Genomic DNA, 15,355 nt, shown 5'->3' with positions numbered 1-15,355 from the left:
TACCCGGGGCGGCGTCATAGTGGGGGTGTTTGCAGGTGCGGGGAGTCGGCCAGGTAACGGGCGAACTCCTCGGCGGCCACGGCTTTGCTGAAGTAATAGCCTTGGCCTTCTTCGCAGTGGTGGCGCTGGAGGAAGGCCAGTTGCTCGGCGGTTTCCACCCCTTCGGCGATGATGCTCAGGTTCAGGCTCCTGCCCAGGTCGATGATGCTGCTCACCAGTTTGGCGTCGTTGCTGTCGGTGCTCAGGTCGCGCACGAAGGATTGGTCGATCTTGAGCACGTCCACCGGGAATTTTTGCAGGTAGCTCAAGCTGGAATAACCGGTGCCGAAGTCATCGATGGCCAGGCGCACCCCCAGTTGCTTGATCGCTTGCAGCGTGGCGACGGTGGCCTCGACGTTCTGCATCAGCACGCTTTCGGTGATTTCCAGCTCCAGCAGCGTCGGGGCCAGGCCGGTTTCACTCAGGGTGCGGCTCAGGCGCTCGACGAAATCGCGCTGGCGAAAGTCGATGGCCGAGACGTTCACCGCCATGCAAATCGGCGCCAGGCCCTGGCGTTGCCAAGCACGTGCTTGCTGGCAGGCGCGGTTGAGCACCCATTGGCTGAGGGCAACGATCAGGCCGCAATCCTCGGCCAGGGGAATGAATTGGCCGGGGTAAACCAAACCGTGATCGGGGCGGTGCCAGCGCACCAGAGCCTCGGCGCCCACCACCTGGCCCGTGTTCAGCTCCAGTTTGGGCTGGTAGTGCAGGACGAATTCATCGCGTTGCAACGCCAGGCGCAGGCCGGTTTCCAGGGTCTGTTGCTGGTGGGCGCGCAGGTTCATGTCTTCGATGAAAAAACTGAAGTCGTTGGGGCCGCAGTCCTTGATGTTGCGCATGGCGGTTTCGGCGTTTTTGATGAGCGTCATCGCGTCGAAGCCGTCCTCGGGGTACAGGCTGATGCCCAGGCTCGCGGTGACGGTTAGGTCATGCCCGGCCACCGAGTGGGGCGTGTTGACGGCCGCCAGCAGTTTTTCGGCGATGCGCCGGGTTTGCTGCGGGTGCTGAATGTCGCCCAGGATCACCACGAATTCGTCGGAGCCGTAGCGGAACACCGAATCGCTGTCACGCACCGTGGCCACCAGGCACTGGGCCACGTGCTTGAGCATCTGGTCGCCGGCCGGGTGGCCCAAACCGTTGTTGATGCGCTTGAAGCGGTCCAGGCCCAGGAACATCACCGCCAACGTGCAGTCGTGGCGCCGCGACTGGGACAGGCTCTGGGTCAGGCGATCGCCCAGCAAGGTGCTGTTAGGTAACCCGGTGAGCACGTCGTAGTACAACAGGCGCGACACGCTGAGCAACTCCTGGACGCGCTCTTCGATGGTCCGCTCCAGGTCGCGCATCTTGCTCGCCGCGTCCTGGGCCAATTGCCATTTGCAGGTCAGGGCGCTGGCCATCTGGCGGATCTCGATGGCGTCGAAGGGCTTTTTCAGAATCAGCAAGCGGTCGCCCAGGTCCAGGCGTTCGGCCATGTCTTCCCAGGAGTAATCGGAGTAGGCCGTGCACAGGGCGATTTGCAGCTTGGGCGCGATGCGCCACAGCTGCTCGATGGTTTCCAGGCCATCCCAGCCGGGTGGCATGCGCATGTCGATAAAGGCCATGGCGTAAGGCGCGTCGCGGTCCTGGGCGGCTTGCACCATGGCCAGGGCTTCTTGGCCCTGGTACGCCGAGTCGAGGATAAATCGCTCTTGCACGGCGCTGGCGGGGCTGCCGAACAGGGCCATTTCGGCACTGTGCAAGTCGCTATCGGCGAGGGCGGTGGGGGCGAGGATCTTGCGAAAATCCTCATGGATGCCCTCGGTATCGTCGACGATCAGGATCCGTCGGTTAAGGGGGCCAGCTAAAGCCATCATGGCCAGACTCCTATCCAACGTGGGGCCCTTGGATCGACGCTCATCTGGCTTCCCTTCCTGGCTGTGACACATGTCGTCCATTTGCGCCCTGAGCATAGTCAGACGCTGCGGGAAGTGCTACTTAATTGATATCAATTTGCTGCCAAGCTGCGGCAAGTCATCTAGGCTGTCGCGCATCCGCGCTACGGTGGCCGTCTGGAAAGGGGGAGAACCATGGAAGAACAGCTCAACGACGGGCTCGAGCGCAAATCCACCGTGCTGTTGGTGGACGACGAGGAATCGATTCTCAATAGCCTGCGCCGCCTGCTGCGCAGCCAGCCCTACGAGATCCTGCTGGCCGACAGCGGGGAAAAGGCCCTGGAGATCCTCGCGCAGCGGCCGGTGGACGTGGTCATGAGCGATGCACGCATGCCGGGCATGGATGGCGCCACCTTGCTGGCGCACGTCCATCAGCGCTATCCCTCGACCCTGCGCATCCTGCTCACCGGTTATGCCGACATGACGTTGATCGCCAAGGCCATCAACGAAGGACAGATCCACCGCTACCTCAGCAAACCGTGGAACGACGACGAAATGCTGGTGACCCTGCGCCAGGCCCTGGCCCACCACCACTCCGAAGACGAGCGCCAACGCCTGCAAGCCTTGGCCCGCGAGCAGAACGAGCAACTGCGCAGCCTCAACGCCACCCTGGAAAAACGCGTGGCGGCGCGCACCGCCGAGTTGCAGCAAACCGCCGACATGCTCGACCTGGCCTATGAAGAGCTCAAGCGCAGCTATGTGACCGGCACCGAGGTGTTTTCCTTGCTGGCCAACCTGCGCCTGCCCAAGGCCAAGCAGACCAACCGGCAGATCATCGAATTGATCCGCGTGTACTGCAAAACCCACGGCCTGAGCGAAACCGACAGCCGCGACATGACCATGGCCGCCGCGCTCTACAACATCGGCAAACTGAGCTGGACCGACGGCATGATGACCGCCCCGGCCGACCTGCTGCGCCACACCGAACGTGACCTGTACCGCGCCTACCCCAAGCAGAGCGAGTCGCTGCTGATGACCCTGGAGCCGATGAAAGACGCGGCGCGCATCATCCTCCACCACCAGGAACGCTGGGACGGCAGCGGCTTTCCCGATCACTTGCGCGGCGAAGCCATCCCCCTGGGCGCGCGCTGGCTGAAACTGGCGGTGGACTTCATCGAGTTGCAGCGCGGCTTGATCCTGGAGCGGCAAATGAACAGCGCCGAGGCCTTGCTGTTCATCCGCAAATACGCAGGAAGGCTGTACGACCCGGACCTGGTGGAAGACTTCGTCAAGGTGTGCGCCGATTTCCTCAGCGACGTCAGCCTGTCCGATCCCACGGTGGTGGTGCTCGGCACCCGCGAACTGGCCGCGGGCATGGTCCTGGTACGTAACCTCAACGCCGACAACGGCATGCTTCTGCTCAACGCCGGCAAGGTACTGAGCACCGCGTTGGTGGATAAACTCATCGCCTTCGAGGCCATGGAAGCGGGTAAGTACAGCGTGTTTGTGCGGGTGCCCGAGCCTGCGCCTGGGCACGAGCAAGCCGCCGGCCTAGCCTAGGATTTGCTGCGCCAGCAGCACCAAGGCAATGACCATCATGGCCGCGCCGGACACCTGGCTCACCCGCTTCGCGGCGACGGGGCGGGCGCCGAGCACGGCCTGGGCGCCGAAGCCCACCAGCAGGTAAACCAGTGCGCAACTGAGGATATGCACCAGGCCCAAGGCCATCATTTGCACGGGCACCGGCCAGGGTGCCGTGGCGTCGGCGAACTGGGGCAACAGGGCCAAAAACAGCAGGAACACCTTCGGGTTCAACCCGCTCACGCAAAACCCCTTGAATGCCCAGCGTTGGCCTGAGCGCGTGGCCTGGCCGTCATCGGCGTGAGGCACCGACGGGTGGGCGAGCAGGTTGATACCCAACCAGAGCAGGTAGCCTGCCCCGGCCACCGTCAGCGCCGTCAGCACCCGTGGGTGATTGGCCACCACAGTGCCGACCCCCGCAGCCACCACCAGGGTGGCCACCACATGCCCGGCCAACAGCCCGCCCACGGCCGGCATGACCACGCGGCCCTTCAAGCCCGCCGAGATCGCGTAGGCCCAATCGGCCCCCGGCGTAATGATGAACAACACCGATACGGCCCAGAAGGCCGCCAACACACTGAGGGTCATGGCGTTACCCACCCTCGCTGATCCGCCGCTGTCGGCATATTCTCGCTCCCACCCGATGAGCCGCCCCGGGCTGGCCGGGGCGGTGATTAAAGGTGGAAGAAGAATAATGAAAGAGGCGTAGAATTTACTTTCAAAGTGAATCGCTATAGCTCAAAAAAAGGGGAGATTATTCTCAATGGATCGCACAGACCGAAAAATTCTTGCTGAGCTGCAAAAGGACGGTCGCCTTTCCGTTACCGAACTGGCCGAGCGGGTCGGCCTGAGCCTGTCGCCGTGCCACCGCCGCGTGCGGGCCTTGGAAGAGGCCGGCGTGCTGCTGGGCTACCGCGCCCAACTGGACCCGGCCGCCCTGGGCCTGAATTTTTCCGCCATGGTTTTTGTGACCCTGCGTGAAGGCGACCGGCCCGCAGTGGAAGCGTTCGAGACAGCCCTGCTGGACATCGCGCAGATCATCACCGCCCAGCGTTTGTTCGGCGAACCGGACTACTTGCTGCAGGTGGTTGCCCAGGACCTGCCGGCCTTCCAACGGCTTTACGATGAACGCCTGTCGACCTTGCCCAACGTGCAGCGGCTGACTTCCACATTGGTGATGAAGCAGGTGGTGCAGGATCGGCCATTGCCGTTGTGAGGTGGGGGGGCCGGGCCCGGCCCTAATCCCTGTGGGAGCGGGCCTTGCCCGCGATGAGGCCGGGGCAGGCGATGCACTTCTGGCAGTTGGAATGCCGCCATCGTGAGCAGGCTCCCACAGAGGAAAAATGGAAATCCCACCCGCATCACCGTTCACTGTGGGAGCGGGCCTTGCCCGCGATGGCGATTTCAAGACCGCCATCGCGGGCAAGCCAGGTCCCACAGGGCCGCCCTCACCCCCAAGCCTGTCCCCGGCGCTTGAGTTCAAGGCGGCGGACAAACTCCTCCAGCACCAGGGCATACAGGTCATCCTGCAAGTAGGCGTCTTCGATGCCGGCATCCATGTTCGGGTTGTCGTTGACTTCAATCACCACTACTTGGTCCCCCGACTGTTTGAGGTCCACGCCGTAGAGGCCATCGCCGATCAGGTTCGCGGTTTTCACCGCCAGTTCCACCACCGCCCGTGGCGCTTCGTGGACCGGTAGGGTGCGGCACTCGCCGTTGATGTCCTGGGCCCGGGCCTTGTGGTTGTAGATCTGCCAGTGGCCTTTGGACATGAAGTATTGGCAGGCGAAGATCGGTTTGCGGTTGAGCACGCCGATGCGCCAGTCGTATTCGGTATAGAAAAACTCCTGGGCCAGCAGCAGCACGGAGTGCTCGAACAACTGGGCGGTGGCCTGGAGCAAGGCTTGCTGGTTTTCGACTTTGATGACCCCCCGGGAAAAACAGCCATCGGGGATTTTCAGCACCAGGGGAAAGCCCAAGCGCTCGGCCACCCGGGCGAAGTCCTGCGGTCGTTCCTTGTACAGGATTTCGGTGGCCGGCATGCCTAGGCGATGGCTTTGCAGCAGGTCGGCCAGGTACACCTTGTTGGTACAGCGCAGGATCGAGGTGGGGTCGTCCATGACCACCAGGCCTTCGCTTTCGGCTTTTTTGGCGAAGCGGTAGGTGTGGTTATCGACGCTGGTGGTTTCGCGGATCAGCAGGGCGTCGTATTCGGCGAGGCGCGCGTAGTCCTTTTTTTCGATCAGTTGTACGTCGATGCCCAGGCCCCGGCCGACGCGGATGAAGTTCTCCAGGGCCTTGGCATTGGAGGGCGGCATCGCTTCTTGCGGGTCGTGCAAGATCGCCAGGTCATAACGGGCCACGCGGCGCGAACGGGGCAGGCGCCAGATCTTGCGGCTGAAGTTGTCCAGCGCCTGGGCGAATTGATCTTCCTGGTCTTCGCGTAACTTGTGCAGCGTGCCCGGTTTTATACCTTCTATATGCCAACTGGTGGTTTTACGGAACTCAACTAACAGCACCGGGCAAGGAAAGGCTTCAAATAACTGACGGGCCAACTCCTGCATGGGTTCAAGATTGGTTTTGCCGAAGTAGAGGGTCAGGGTAAAGCCTTCAGTATTGCTGTAAAGATGATTGCTCAAGGCTTTTTCCAGGGCCTTGTCCAAGTCATCCAGCGCCAGGCCGTAGAGGGACTTGCGGGTCAGTTCGCTGATGGTGCGCACCGACGGAATCACCCGGTGGCCGCGGGCTTCAGCCAGCAGTGAGCAGTAATAGCCGTAGCCCAGGTACTTGTAATTGCGGCACAGGTTGATGACCTGGGTGCGTTTTGCACCATCCCCCTCCTGGGGGTTTTCCAGGTACTGCTGGGCCGTCATCAGGTCTTCGCTGGGGAAGTATGAGGTCCAGTCTTCTTTGCGCTCGACAATAATTACCAGTTGGCTGCTACTGCGATTGACCTCGGTTAAATAACGAGGCTTGGATATTGTCGCGAGCTGTTTTTGCTCGGATACTGCGCGCCACTCACCTTGTACCGCTGACATAGAAAGAGTCCGTTTGAGAACAGGTTCTTGCCTATAAAGCATGAACTTTCGAGCAAGTCCCGTTTCGTTACGCAACTTTTACGAGTGTGCTATGAACCTAAACTTTCGCCTTGCAACCCTGGGTGATCTGCCAGGGTTGCTGGCCCTGGAACAGCAGTGTTTTACCCATGACCGCCTCAGCGCCCGCAGCTTGCGCTGGATGCTCAGCCGTGCCCACGCCAGCCTGATGCTGGTGCAGGCGGGGGAGGCGTTGCTGGGTTATGGCTTGGTGCTGTTTCGCCACGGCAGTGACGTGGCGCGCCTGTACTCCCTGGCCGTCGCCCCCCAGGGCCGGGGCCTGGGGTTGGGCCGGCAACTGCTCGAACGGGCCGAGGCCTGTGCCCGCGCCCAGGGTTGCGCCTGGCTACGCCTGGAAGTGCGCCCCGACAACCCGGCGGCCATGGGCCTGTATGCGGGCCAGGGTTACCGGCGTTTTGCCCGGGTGGAGGATTACTACGAGGATCACAGCCCGGCGTTGCGCCTGCAAAAGCGCCTTTTGTAGCGCCAGGCCGGCCATCTTGATGCCGTCTTAATACGCCTCACCGCATTCAATGTCCGACCTTGATACCCCTTCACCTAACCTCCCTGGCGCACCGGGGGCCGGGTTTGCCGGCCCCTCCTGTCTGATAAGGGGAGCGATCTTGTTAACACTGCAATTTATCTACGTCGCCAGCGGCGTATGCGCCGTCTCGTTGTTCGCCTACCTGGGCTACGCCCTGATTCGTGCAGAAAAGTTCTGATGGCCCGTCCACAGGCTATTTCATCCGCCCTGCGGGGCTTTCCCGAGCAAGGAAACCGGCAATGTACGACTTGATTTTCGTGGGGTTGACCCTGGTGTTTTTTGGCGCGACGGCCCTGGGCATCGGCGCCTTGGGCAAGATTTGAACGGAGCATCGACATGTTGAGCAATCTGCTGGAATTTGCGGTGATGCTCGGTCTTATGACCGTGCTGGCCGTGTTGATGGGCAAATGGCTGACCCGGGTGTTCACCGGGCCGGGCCATGCCTTGCTGGAACGCGGCACTTACCGTTTGCTGGGGATCGACCCGCGCGAAACCATGGGCTGGGCCCGTTACGCCAGCGCGTTGCTGCTGGCCAACGCGGCGATGATGCTGCTCGGCTACCTGGTGTTGCGCCTGCAGGGCAGCATGCCCCTCAACCCGCTGGAACTGGCGGCGCAAACCCCGGACCTGGCGTTCAACACCGCCGCGTCCTTTATCACCAACACCAACTGGCAGGCGTACTCGGGCGAAACCAGCCTGTCGAACTTCAGCCAGATGGCGGTGATTACCTTCCTGATGTTCGTGGGCGCTACCTCCGGGGTGGTCGCCGCGGCAGGTTTCATTCGCGGTTTGAGCCGTTCCAATTCGGCGGATATCGGCAACTTCTGGGTGGACTTCACCCGCATCCTCTACCGCGTGATGTTGCCGGCGTGCTTTGCCATGGCGTTGGTGTATGTCTGGCAGGGCATGCCGCAGACCCTGGCGTCCCAGGCGCTGGCCACCACCCTTGAAGGCGCGCAGCAGCAACTGATTGTCGGGGCCGTGGCCAGTTTCGAGTCGATCAAGCACATCGGCACCAACGGCGGCGGCTTTTTCAGCATGAACGCCGCGCACCCGTTCGAGAACCCGACGCCGTTGACCAACGCGCTGCACATCCTGAGCATGCTGCTGATCCCGTCGGCCCTGACCTACACCTTCGGCAGCATGCTGCTGCGCCGCCGCCAGGGCTGGGTGTTCTTCGGCACCTTCCTGGTGATGTTCATCGGCTTCTTGAGCGTGGTGTACAGCGCCGAGCAAAGCGGTAACCCGCTGCTGACCCAGGCCGGCGCCGACCAGGTGCTGTCTGCCGGCCAGAGCGGCGGCAACATGGAAGGCAAGGAACTGCGCTTCGGCATCGCCGACACCGCGCTGTTCGTCACCACCACCACCGGCGCCACCACCGGCTCGGTGAACGCGATGCACGACTCCCTGACCCCCATGGGCGGCTTCGTGCCCCTGGCGCAGATGATGCTCAACTGCGTGTTCGGCGGCGACGGCGTGGGCTTTATCAACCTGATCCAGTACGCGCTGCTGACGGTGTTCCTGGTGGGCATGATGATCGGCCGCAGCCCCGAGTTCCTGGGCAAGAAGATCGAGGCCCGGGAAATCAAACTGGTGATGCTCTCGGTGCTCGCGCACCCGATCAGCATCCTCGGTTTCACCGCCATCGCCGCGCTGTGGCCCGACACCCTCAAAAGCCTCAACAACATTGGCCCCCACGGGTTCAGCGAGGTGCTGTACGCCTACACCTCGGGCACGGCCAACAACGGTTCGGCGTTCGCCGGGCTCAATGCCAACACACCGTTCTTTAACACCACCATTGGCCTGGCCATGTTGATCGGGCGCTTCTTTACCATGCTGCCGATGCTGGCGGTGGCCGGTTCCCTGGCGATGAAGAAAAACATCCCGGCCGGTGCCGGCACCATTCCTACGGCGACGCCGCTGTTCATGTTTTTGGTGGTGTTCGTGGTGTTGGTGGTCGGTGGCCTGACTTTCCTGCCGGCGCTCGCGCTGGGGCCGCTGGTGGAGCAACTGCAATTGCTGTCCGGCCAGACGTACTAATAAGGGGCTGTGTGATGACGACTCAAACTGCAATCAAGACCCAACCGCTGGTCAAGGGGCTGTTGCGCCCGGTGCTGGTGTCGGCGGGGTTTTTCCTGCTGCTGACGGGCCTGGGCTATCCGCTGGCGACCACCCTGGTGGCCAACGTGATGTTCCCTTATCAGGCCCAGGGCAGCCTGATCGAACGTGATGGCCTGGTAATCGGCTCCGCCGTGATCGGCCAGCACTTCTCGCGCCCCGAATACTTCCAAGGGCGCCCCAGCATGACCGCCGACAAGCCCTATAACGCTGGCTCCAGTGGCGCCAGCAACCTGGGCCCGACCAGCCAGAAACTCATCGACCAGGTGGCTCAGCGCGCCCAGGACTACCGCCAACTCAACGGCCTGGCGCCGGATGCCTTGGTGCCGGTGGATGCGGTGACGGCCTCGGCCTCGGGCCTGGACCCGCACATCTCCGTGGCCAACGCCCAGCTCCAGGTGGCGCGGGTGGCACGCCTGCGCAAGGTGCCTGAAGCCGAGCTGATGAAGCAGGTTCAGGCCCATACCGAGCAGCGCACCCTGGGCCTTTTGGGCGAGCCTCGGGTCAATGTGCTGCAACTCAACCTCGCGCTCGATGCACAGGCTCCCGTGCATCAGCAACCTCTCGCGGCCAGTGAGTAAGAGACACAACCATGCGTAGCAAAAAACCGTTGTTCGATCGCACCATTGTGCTGACTGCCTGCCTGGATGCCTTCAAGAAACTGGCACCCCAGGCGCAGTGGAAAAACCCGGTGATGTTCGTGGTCTACCTGGGCAGCATTTTCACCACCCTGTTGTGGTTGCAATCCTTGGGCGGCGCTGGCGAAGCCCCCAGTGGCTTTATCCTGAGCATCACCCTGTGGCTGTGGTTCACCGTGTTGTTCGCCAACTTCGCCGAGGCCCTGGCCGAAGGCCGTAGCCGCGCCCAGGCCGCCAGCCTGCGCAGCATGAAGCGCCAGACCCTGGCCAAGGTGCTCAAGCAGCCCAAGTACGGCAGTGCCTGGGCGCCGAGCGAGGCCAGCCTGTTGCGCAAGGACGTCGTGGTGCTGATCGAGGCCGGCGACCTGGTGCCCCTGGACGGGGTGGTGATCGAAGGTGTGGCCTCGGTGGACGAGAGCGCCATCACCGGCGAGTCGGCACCGGTGATCCGCGAGGCGGGCGGGGACTTTTCCTCGGTCACCGGCGGCACCCGGGTGCTGTCCGACTGGTTGGTGGTGCGTATCAGCGTTAACCCCGGCGAGTCGTTCCTGGACCGGATGATCTCCATGGTCGAGTCGGCCAAACGGCAGAAAACCCCCAACGAAGTGGCCCTGACCATTTTGCTGGTGGGCCTGACGTTCCTGTTCCTGCTGGTGATCGTGACCCTGAGCCCGTACTCGATCTTTGCCGTGGCCATGAGCGGCAGCGGCAGCGTGGTCAGCGCCACGGTGCTGGTGGCGTTGTTGGTCTGCCTGATTCCCACCACCATCGGTGGCCTGTTGTCAGCCATTGGGGTAGCGGGCATGAGCCGGATGATGTCGGCCAATGTCATCGCCACCTCCGGCCGCGCCGTAGAGGCGGCCGGCGACGTGGACGTGCTGTTGCTGGACAAGACCGGCACCATCACCCTCGGTAACCGCCAGGCCTGCGCATTCTTGCCCGCGCCCGGCATCAAGGAAGCGGACCTGGCCGATGCGGCGCAGTTCGCCTCCCTGGCCGACGAAACCCCGGAAGGGCGCAGCATCGTGGTGCTGGCCAAGCAGAAGTTCGACCTGCGCGCCCGGGACTTGCAGGCGTTGCAGGCCAGCTTCGTGCACTTCACCGCGCAAACCCGCATGAGTGGTGTTGACCTGCCCAGTGGCCGGCAATTGCGCAAAGGCGCGGCCGATGCCATTCGCGCCCATATCGAGGCCCTGGGCGGCAGCTTCCCCCAGGCATTGCAGGCCAAGGTCGATGAAGTGGCACGCCGTGGCAGTACGCCGCTGGTGGTGTCCGACGGGGCTCAGGTGCTGGGGGTGGTCGAGCTCAAGGACATCGTCAAGGGCGGGATGAAGGAGCGCTTCGCCGAGTTGCGGCGCATGGGCATCAAAACCGTGATGATTACCGGCGACAACCGCCTCACCGCCGCCGCCATCGCGGTAGAGGCGGGGGTGGATGACTTCCTCGCCGAGGCGCGCCCCGAGGACAAGCTGCAATTGATCCGCGACTACCAGGCCCAGGGCAAGCTCGTGGCCATGACGGGTGACGGCACCAACGACGCCCCGGCGCTGGCCCAGGCCGATGTGGCGGTGGCGATGAACAGCGGCACCCAGGCTGCCAAGGAAGCGGGCAACATGGTCGACCTGGACAGCAACCCGACCAAGTTGATCGAGGTGGTGGAAGTGGGCAAACAGATGCTCATGACCCGCGGCGCGCTGACTACCTTCAGCGTGGCCAACGATGTGGCCAAGTATTTTGCTATCGTACCGGCCGCTTTCGTCGCCACTTACCCGCAACTGGGGGCGTTGAACGTGATGCAGCTGACCAGCCCGAACTCGGCGATCCTCAGCGCGGTGATCTTCAATGCGCTGATTATCGTGTTCCTCATCCCGCTGGCGCTCAAGGGCGTGGCTTACCGGGCCATAGGCGCGGCGGCGCTGCTCAATCGCAACCTGCTGATCTATGGGTTGGGCGGGGTACTGGTGCCCTTTGCGGGGATCAAACTTATCGACATGCTATTGACCGGCCTCGGCCTGGTCTGAAAGGACTGACTGCACGGCGCCGCGAAGGCGCCGTTGCCGTTTCACAAGGATTGCCATGGCTGTCATCGACACCCTTACTGTTTCCCCGGATGGGCGCCCCGACCCGGACGCCCTGCTGGAAAAACTGCAACAACAAGAGCATGCCGCCCGCCAGGGCAAGCTGCGCATCTACTTTGGCTCCAACGCCGGGGTGGGCAAGACCTGCGCCATGCTCAGCGCCGCCCGCCAGGAGCAGCGCCAGGGCCGCGATGTGGTCGCCGGCGTGGTAGAAACCCACGGCCGGCGCGACACCGCCGAGCGCCTCGAAGGCCTGGAGGTGTTGCCGCGCAGCAGCATGCTGCACCGCGACTGCGCCCTGAGCGAGTTCGACCTGGATGCCGCCCTGGCGCGCCACCCCGACGTGTTGCTGGTGGATGAGTTGGCCCACAGCAACGTGCCCGGTTCACGCCACCCCAAGCGTTGGCAGGATGTGGAAGAACTGCTGCGCGCCGGCATTGACGTGTGGACCACCCTCAACGTCCAGCACCTGGAAAGCCTCAACGACATCGTCAGCGGCATCATCGGCATACGCGTGCGCGAAACGGTGCCCGACCACGTGTTCGACAACGCCCATGAAGTGCTGGTGATCGACCTGCCGCCCGACGACCTGCTGCGCCGGCTCAAGGATGGCAAGGTGTACCTGGCGCCCCAGGCCGAGCGTGCCTCGCGCAACTTCTTTCGCAAGGGCAACCTGCTGGCGCTGCGGGAACTGACCCTGCGCCGCACCGCAGACCGGGTCGATGCGCAAATGCGCGACTACCGCCGCGAACGCTCGATCATCACCCTGTGGCCGGCCCGCGAACGCCTGCTGGTGGGCGTGGCGGGGCACCCCTCGGACGAGCGCCTGGTGCGCGAAGCGGCGCGTTTGGCGCAAAAACTGGAGGCGGACTGGATTGTCGTCCACGTCAGCGGCCCGCAACGCCGGGGCGCGGCGGCGAACCGCTACGCCAGCGCCATGAAAACCCTGGCCCTGGCCGCCGAATTCGGCGCCGACACCACCACCCTCAGCGCCCTGGATGTGGCCGAGGCCCTGGTGACCTGCGCCCGTGAGCACAACGCCAACCGCTTGGTGCTGGGGCACTGCCCGCGCAAGGTCTGGCAGTTCTGGCATCAGTCGGTCAGCGACCGCATCAGCCGCCGCCACCCGCAGATCGACCAGATTGTCATCGCCCATGGCCCGTTGCCGCGGGCGGCGGCGCCGGTGGCCAAGGCCGAGGGCGCATTGGCCCCCAGCCGCGCCCCGGCCTATCTATGGGCCAGCCTGGCGTGCTTTGCCGCGACGGCGGTGGCCGCGCTGCTGTTGCAAGTGTTCGACCCGGCCAACGTGGTCATGCTGTTTTTGCTCACCGTGGTACTGGTGGCCCTGCGCTGGGGGCGCGGCCCCGGCGTGTGGGCGGCGATGCTGGCGGTGCTGTGCTTCGACTTCTTTTTCGTGCAGCCGCGCTTGTCATTCACCGTCAACGACACCCAATACTTTTTCACCTTCGCCTTGATGCTGGGCATCGCCCTGTTTACCGGGCAACTCACCGCGCGCCTGCGGTTCGAGGCCCGCAGCGCGGCGGCGCGCGAGCGCCGGGCCACCTCCCTGGCACGGTTGGCGCGCGACCTCTCGGCGGCATTGACGGTGGAGCAGATCAGCGAAGTGGCCCTGCGCACCTTCAGCGGCGTGTTCGAGGCGCGGGTCGGCCTGGCCCTGCCGGATCTGGACGACCGCGTGCATGGCGTCGGCGGCGCTTTTGCGGTGGATGAAAGCATTGCCCAATGGGCCTATGACCATGGCCAACCGGCCGGCCAGGGCACCGATACCCTGGCCGCCGCCCAGGGCTGCTACTGGCCGCTGAAGGCGCCGATGCGGGTGCGTGGGGTGTTGGTGCTGGCGCTGGCCGAACCCGAACGCCTGAGCGACCCCCAGGAACGGCGCCTGCTGGAAGCCTGCATGAGCCAATTGGCCATCGCCCTGGAACGGGTGCACTACGTCGAAGTGGCGCAAAGCACCCTGGTGCAGATGGAGGGCGAACGCATGCGCAACACCTTGCTTGCCGCCATTTCCCACGACTTACGCACGCCGCTGACCACCATCATGGGCGCGGCGGATGCGGCCGCCCCCCATGCCCCGCCCGGGCCGCTGCGCGATTTGCTCGGCGGTATCCACGAGCAGGCCAGCTCCATGCAGCGCCTGATCGAAAACCTGCTGGACATGGCGCGCATGCAGGAGGGCGGGGTGCGTTTGAACCGCCAGTGGCATTCACTGGAAGAAATCGTCGGCAGCGCCCTGCGCCAACTGCGCGAGCCTCTGGCCCGGCATGAGGTACGCACGACCATGGCCCCGCAGTTGCCGCTGGTGGAGGTCGACGCCTTGCTGATCGAGCGGGTGCTGGTCAACCTGCTGGACAACGCCGCCAAGTACACTCCCGCCGGCAGCCTGATCGAAGTCCAGGCACGGGCCGCAGGCGACAGCCTGATTTTGCAGGTCAGCGACAACGGGCCGGGTTGCCCCGAGGGCAGCTCCCTGAACACCCTGTTCGAGCCGTTCACCCGCGGGCGCCAGGAATCGCCTGTGGCGGGCATCGGCCTGGGGCTGGCCCTGAGCCGGCGCATCGTCGAAGCCCATGGCGGCCATATCGAGGCTGTGCCCCACACCGGCACGGGCATCCGTTTCATCATCACCTTACCGGCGGGGCAGCCGCCGAGCATGGAAACCCTATGACCAGTGCTCGCATCCTTATCGTTGAAGACGAGGCCAATATCCGCCGCTTTGTCGGCATTGCCCTGCAGGACGAAGGTTTTCAGGTATTCGAGGCCGACAGCGTCAAGCGCGCGCTGATCCACGCCGCCAGCCGCCAACCGGACCTGGTGATCGTTGACCTGGGCTTGCCCGACGGCGACGGCAAGCACTTGATAACCGAACTGCGCGGCTGGCTGGCGGTGCCGATCCTGGTGCTGTCGGCGCGTGACCGCGAGGAAGAGAAAGTCGCGGCGCTGGATGCGGGCGCCGATGATTACCTGGTCAAACCCTTTGGCGTGCCGGAACTGTTGGCCCGCATCCGCGCGCAACTGCGCCGCCATGTGCTGACTGGCAACGTGGCCGCCACCAGCCAAGTGACCTTCGGCAGCATCGCGGTGGACCTGGCCACCCACGAAGTGCGCCGCGACGGCGTGCTGGTGCACCTGACGCCCATTGAATACCGCTTGCTGTGCGCGCTGATCCGCGGCCAGAGCCGGGTCATGACCCATCGCCAGTTATTGCTGGAAGTGTGGGGGCTCGATTATGTGGAGCGGTTTCATTATTTGCGGGTACACATGGCGCACTTGCGACAAAAACTGGAAGTGGATGCCGCGCAGCCGCAGCACTTTATTACCGAGTTGCAAGTGGGTTATCGGTTGGTGGGTCTTTAATCCGCCATTCGCC

General features: G+C 63.8%; 11 protein-coding genes and 1 pseudogene. 9 read left to right on the top strand and 3 right to left on the bottom strand.

Annotated elements, in window-relative coordinates:
- Positions 1 to 14 precede the first annotated feature (14 nt).
- Positions 15 to 1,892, bottom strand: a complete 1,878-nt coding sequence (locus AC19YT_RS11605; RefSeq protein WP_500610281.1) for a putative bifunctional diguanylate cyclase/phosphodiesterase — start codon at positions 1,890 to 1,892, stop codon at positions 15 to 17.
- Between the two features lie 213 nt (positions 1,893 to 2,105).
- Here AC19YT_RS11605 and nosR point away from each other — a divergent pair, with 213 nt between their 5' ends.
- Positions 2,106 to 3,470: a response regulator c-di-GMP phosphodiesterase, NosR family gene (gene nosR / locus AC19YT_RS11600; RefSeq protein ID WP_095110469.1), complete on the top strand. Its 1,365-nt coding sequence runs from the start codon at positions 2,106 to 2,108 to the stop codon at positions 3,468 to 3,470.
- Here nosR and AC19YT_RS11595 read toward each other — a convergent pair.
- Positions 3,462 to 4,079 carry a LysE family translocator gene (locus AC19YT_RS11595; protein ID WP_095110470.1) on the bottom strand — a complete coding sequence of 206 codons (618 nt, stop codon included), beginning with the start codon at positions 4,077 to 4,079 and terminating at the stop codon, positions 3,462 to 3,464. The two genes, nosR and AC19YT_RS11595, sit on opposite strands and share 9 nt — an antisense overlap.
- Positions 4,080 to 4,254: 175 nt before the next feature.
- On the opposite strand from AC19YT_RS11595, the gene AC19YT_RS11590 reads away from it, so the two are divergent.
- Positions 4,255 to 4,707, top strand: a complete 453-nt coding sequence (locus AC19YT_RS11590) for an Lrp/AsnC family transcriptional regulator (protein WP_095110471.1) — start codon at positions 4,255 to 4,257, stop codon at positions 4,705 to 4,707.
- 232 nt (positions 4,708 to 4,939) lie between these two features.
- Here AC19YT_RS11590 and AC19YT_RS11585 read toward each other — a convergent pair whose 3' ends face one another.
- Positions 4,940 to 6,529, bottom strand: a complete 1,590-nt coding sequence (locus AC19YT_RS11585; protein ID WP_500610280.1) for a RimK family ATP-grasp domain-containing protein — start codon at positions 6,527 to 6,529, stop codon at positions 4,940 to 4,942.
- 91 nt (positions 6,530 to 6,620) lie between these two features.
- On the opposite strand from AC19YT_RS11585, the pseudogene AC19YT_RS11580 reads away from it, so the two are divergent.
- The 7 genes and pseudogenes from AC19YT_RS11580 to AC19YT_RS11550 form a co-directional block, all read left to right on the top strand.
- Positions 6,621 to 7,067 (top strand): annotated as a pseudogene (locus AC19YT_RS11580) (GNAT family N-acetyltransferase); the annotation flags it as partial.
- A 142-nt stretch (positions 7,068 to 7,209) separates the two neighbouring features.
- Positions 7,210 to 7,308 (top strand): K(+)-transporting ATPase subunit F, encoded by a 99-nt coding sequence (gene kdpF / locus AC19YT_RS11575; protein ID WP_095110474.1) that lies wholly within the window; start codon positions 7,210 to 7,212, stop codon positions 7,306 to 7,308.
- Between the two features lie 158 nt (positions 7,309 to 7,466).
- Positions 7,467 to 9,170: a potassium-transporting ATPase subunit KdpA gene (kdpA, locus tag AC19YT_RS11570; RefSeq protein ID WP_095110475.1), complete on the top strand. Its 1,704-nt coding sequence runs from the start codon at positions 7,467 to 7,469 to the stop codon at positions 9,168 to 9,170.
- Positions 9,171 to 9,184: 14 nt separating this feature from the next.
- A complete protein-coding gene (kdpC, locus tag AC19YT_RS11565; protein WP_095110476.1) occupies positions 9,185 to 9,829 on the top strand; it encodes a potassium-transporting ATPase subunit KdpC in 645 nt (214 codons plus the stop codon).
- An 11-nt stretch (positions 9,830 to 9,840) separates the two neighbouring features.
- Positions 9,841 to 11,907 carry a potassium-transporting ATPase subunit KdpB gene (gene kdpB, locus AC19YT_RS11560; protein ID WP_500610279.1) on the top strand — a complete coding sequence of 689 codons (2,067 nt, stop codon included), beginning with the start codon at positions 9,841 to 9,843 and terminating at the stop codon, positions 11,905 to 11,907.
- Positions 11,908 to 11,962: 55 nt separating this feature from the next.
- Positions 11,963 to 14,653, top strand: a complete 2,691-nt coding sequence (locus tag AC19YT_RS11555) for a DUF4118 domain-containing protein (protein WP_500610278.1) — start codon at positions 11,963 to 11,965, stop codon at positions 14,651 to 14,653.
- Positions 14,650 to 15,342: a response regulator gene (locus AC19YT_RS11550; protein WP_500610277.1), complete on the top strand. Its 693-nt coding sequence runs from the start codon at positions 14,650 to 14,652 to the stop codon at positions 15,340 to 15,342. Before AC19YT_RS11555 ends, AC19YT_RS11550 begins: the two co-directional genes overlap by 4 nt.
- Positions 15,343 to 15,355 lie beyond the last annotated feature (13 nt).

Source organism: Pseudomonas sp. MF08875, from assembly GCF_059862525.1.
Note: the sequence above shows the minus strand (reverse complement) of the source record. Positions and strands in the feature narration are given on the sequence as shown.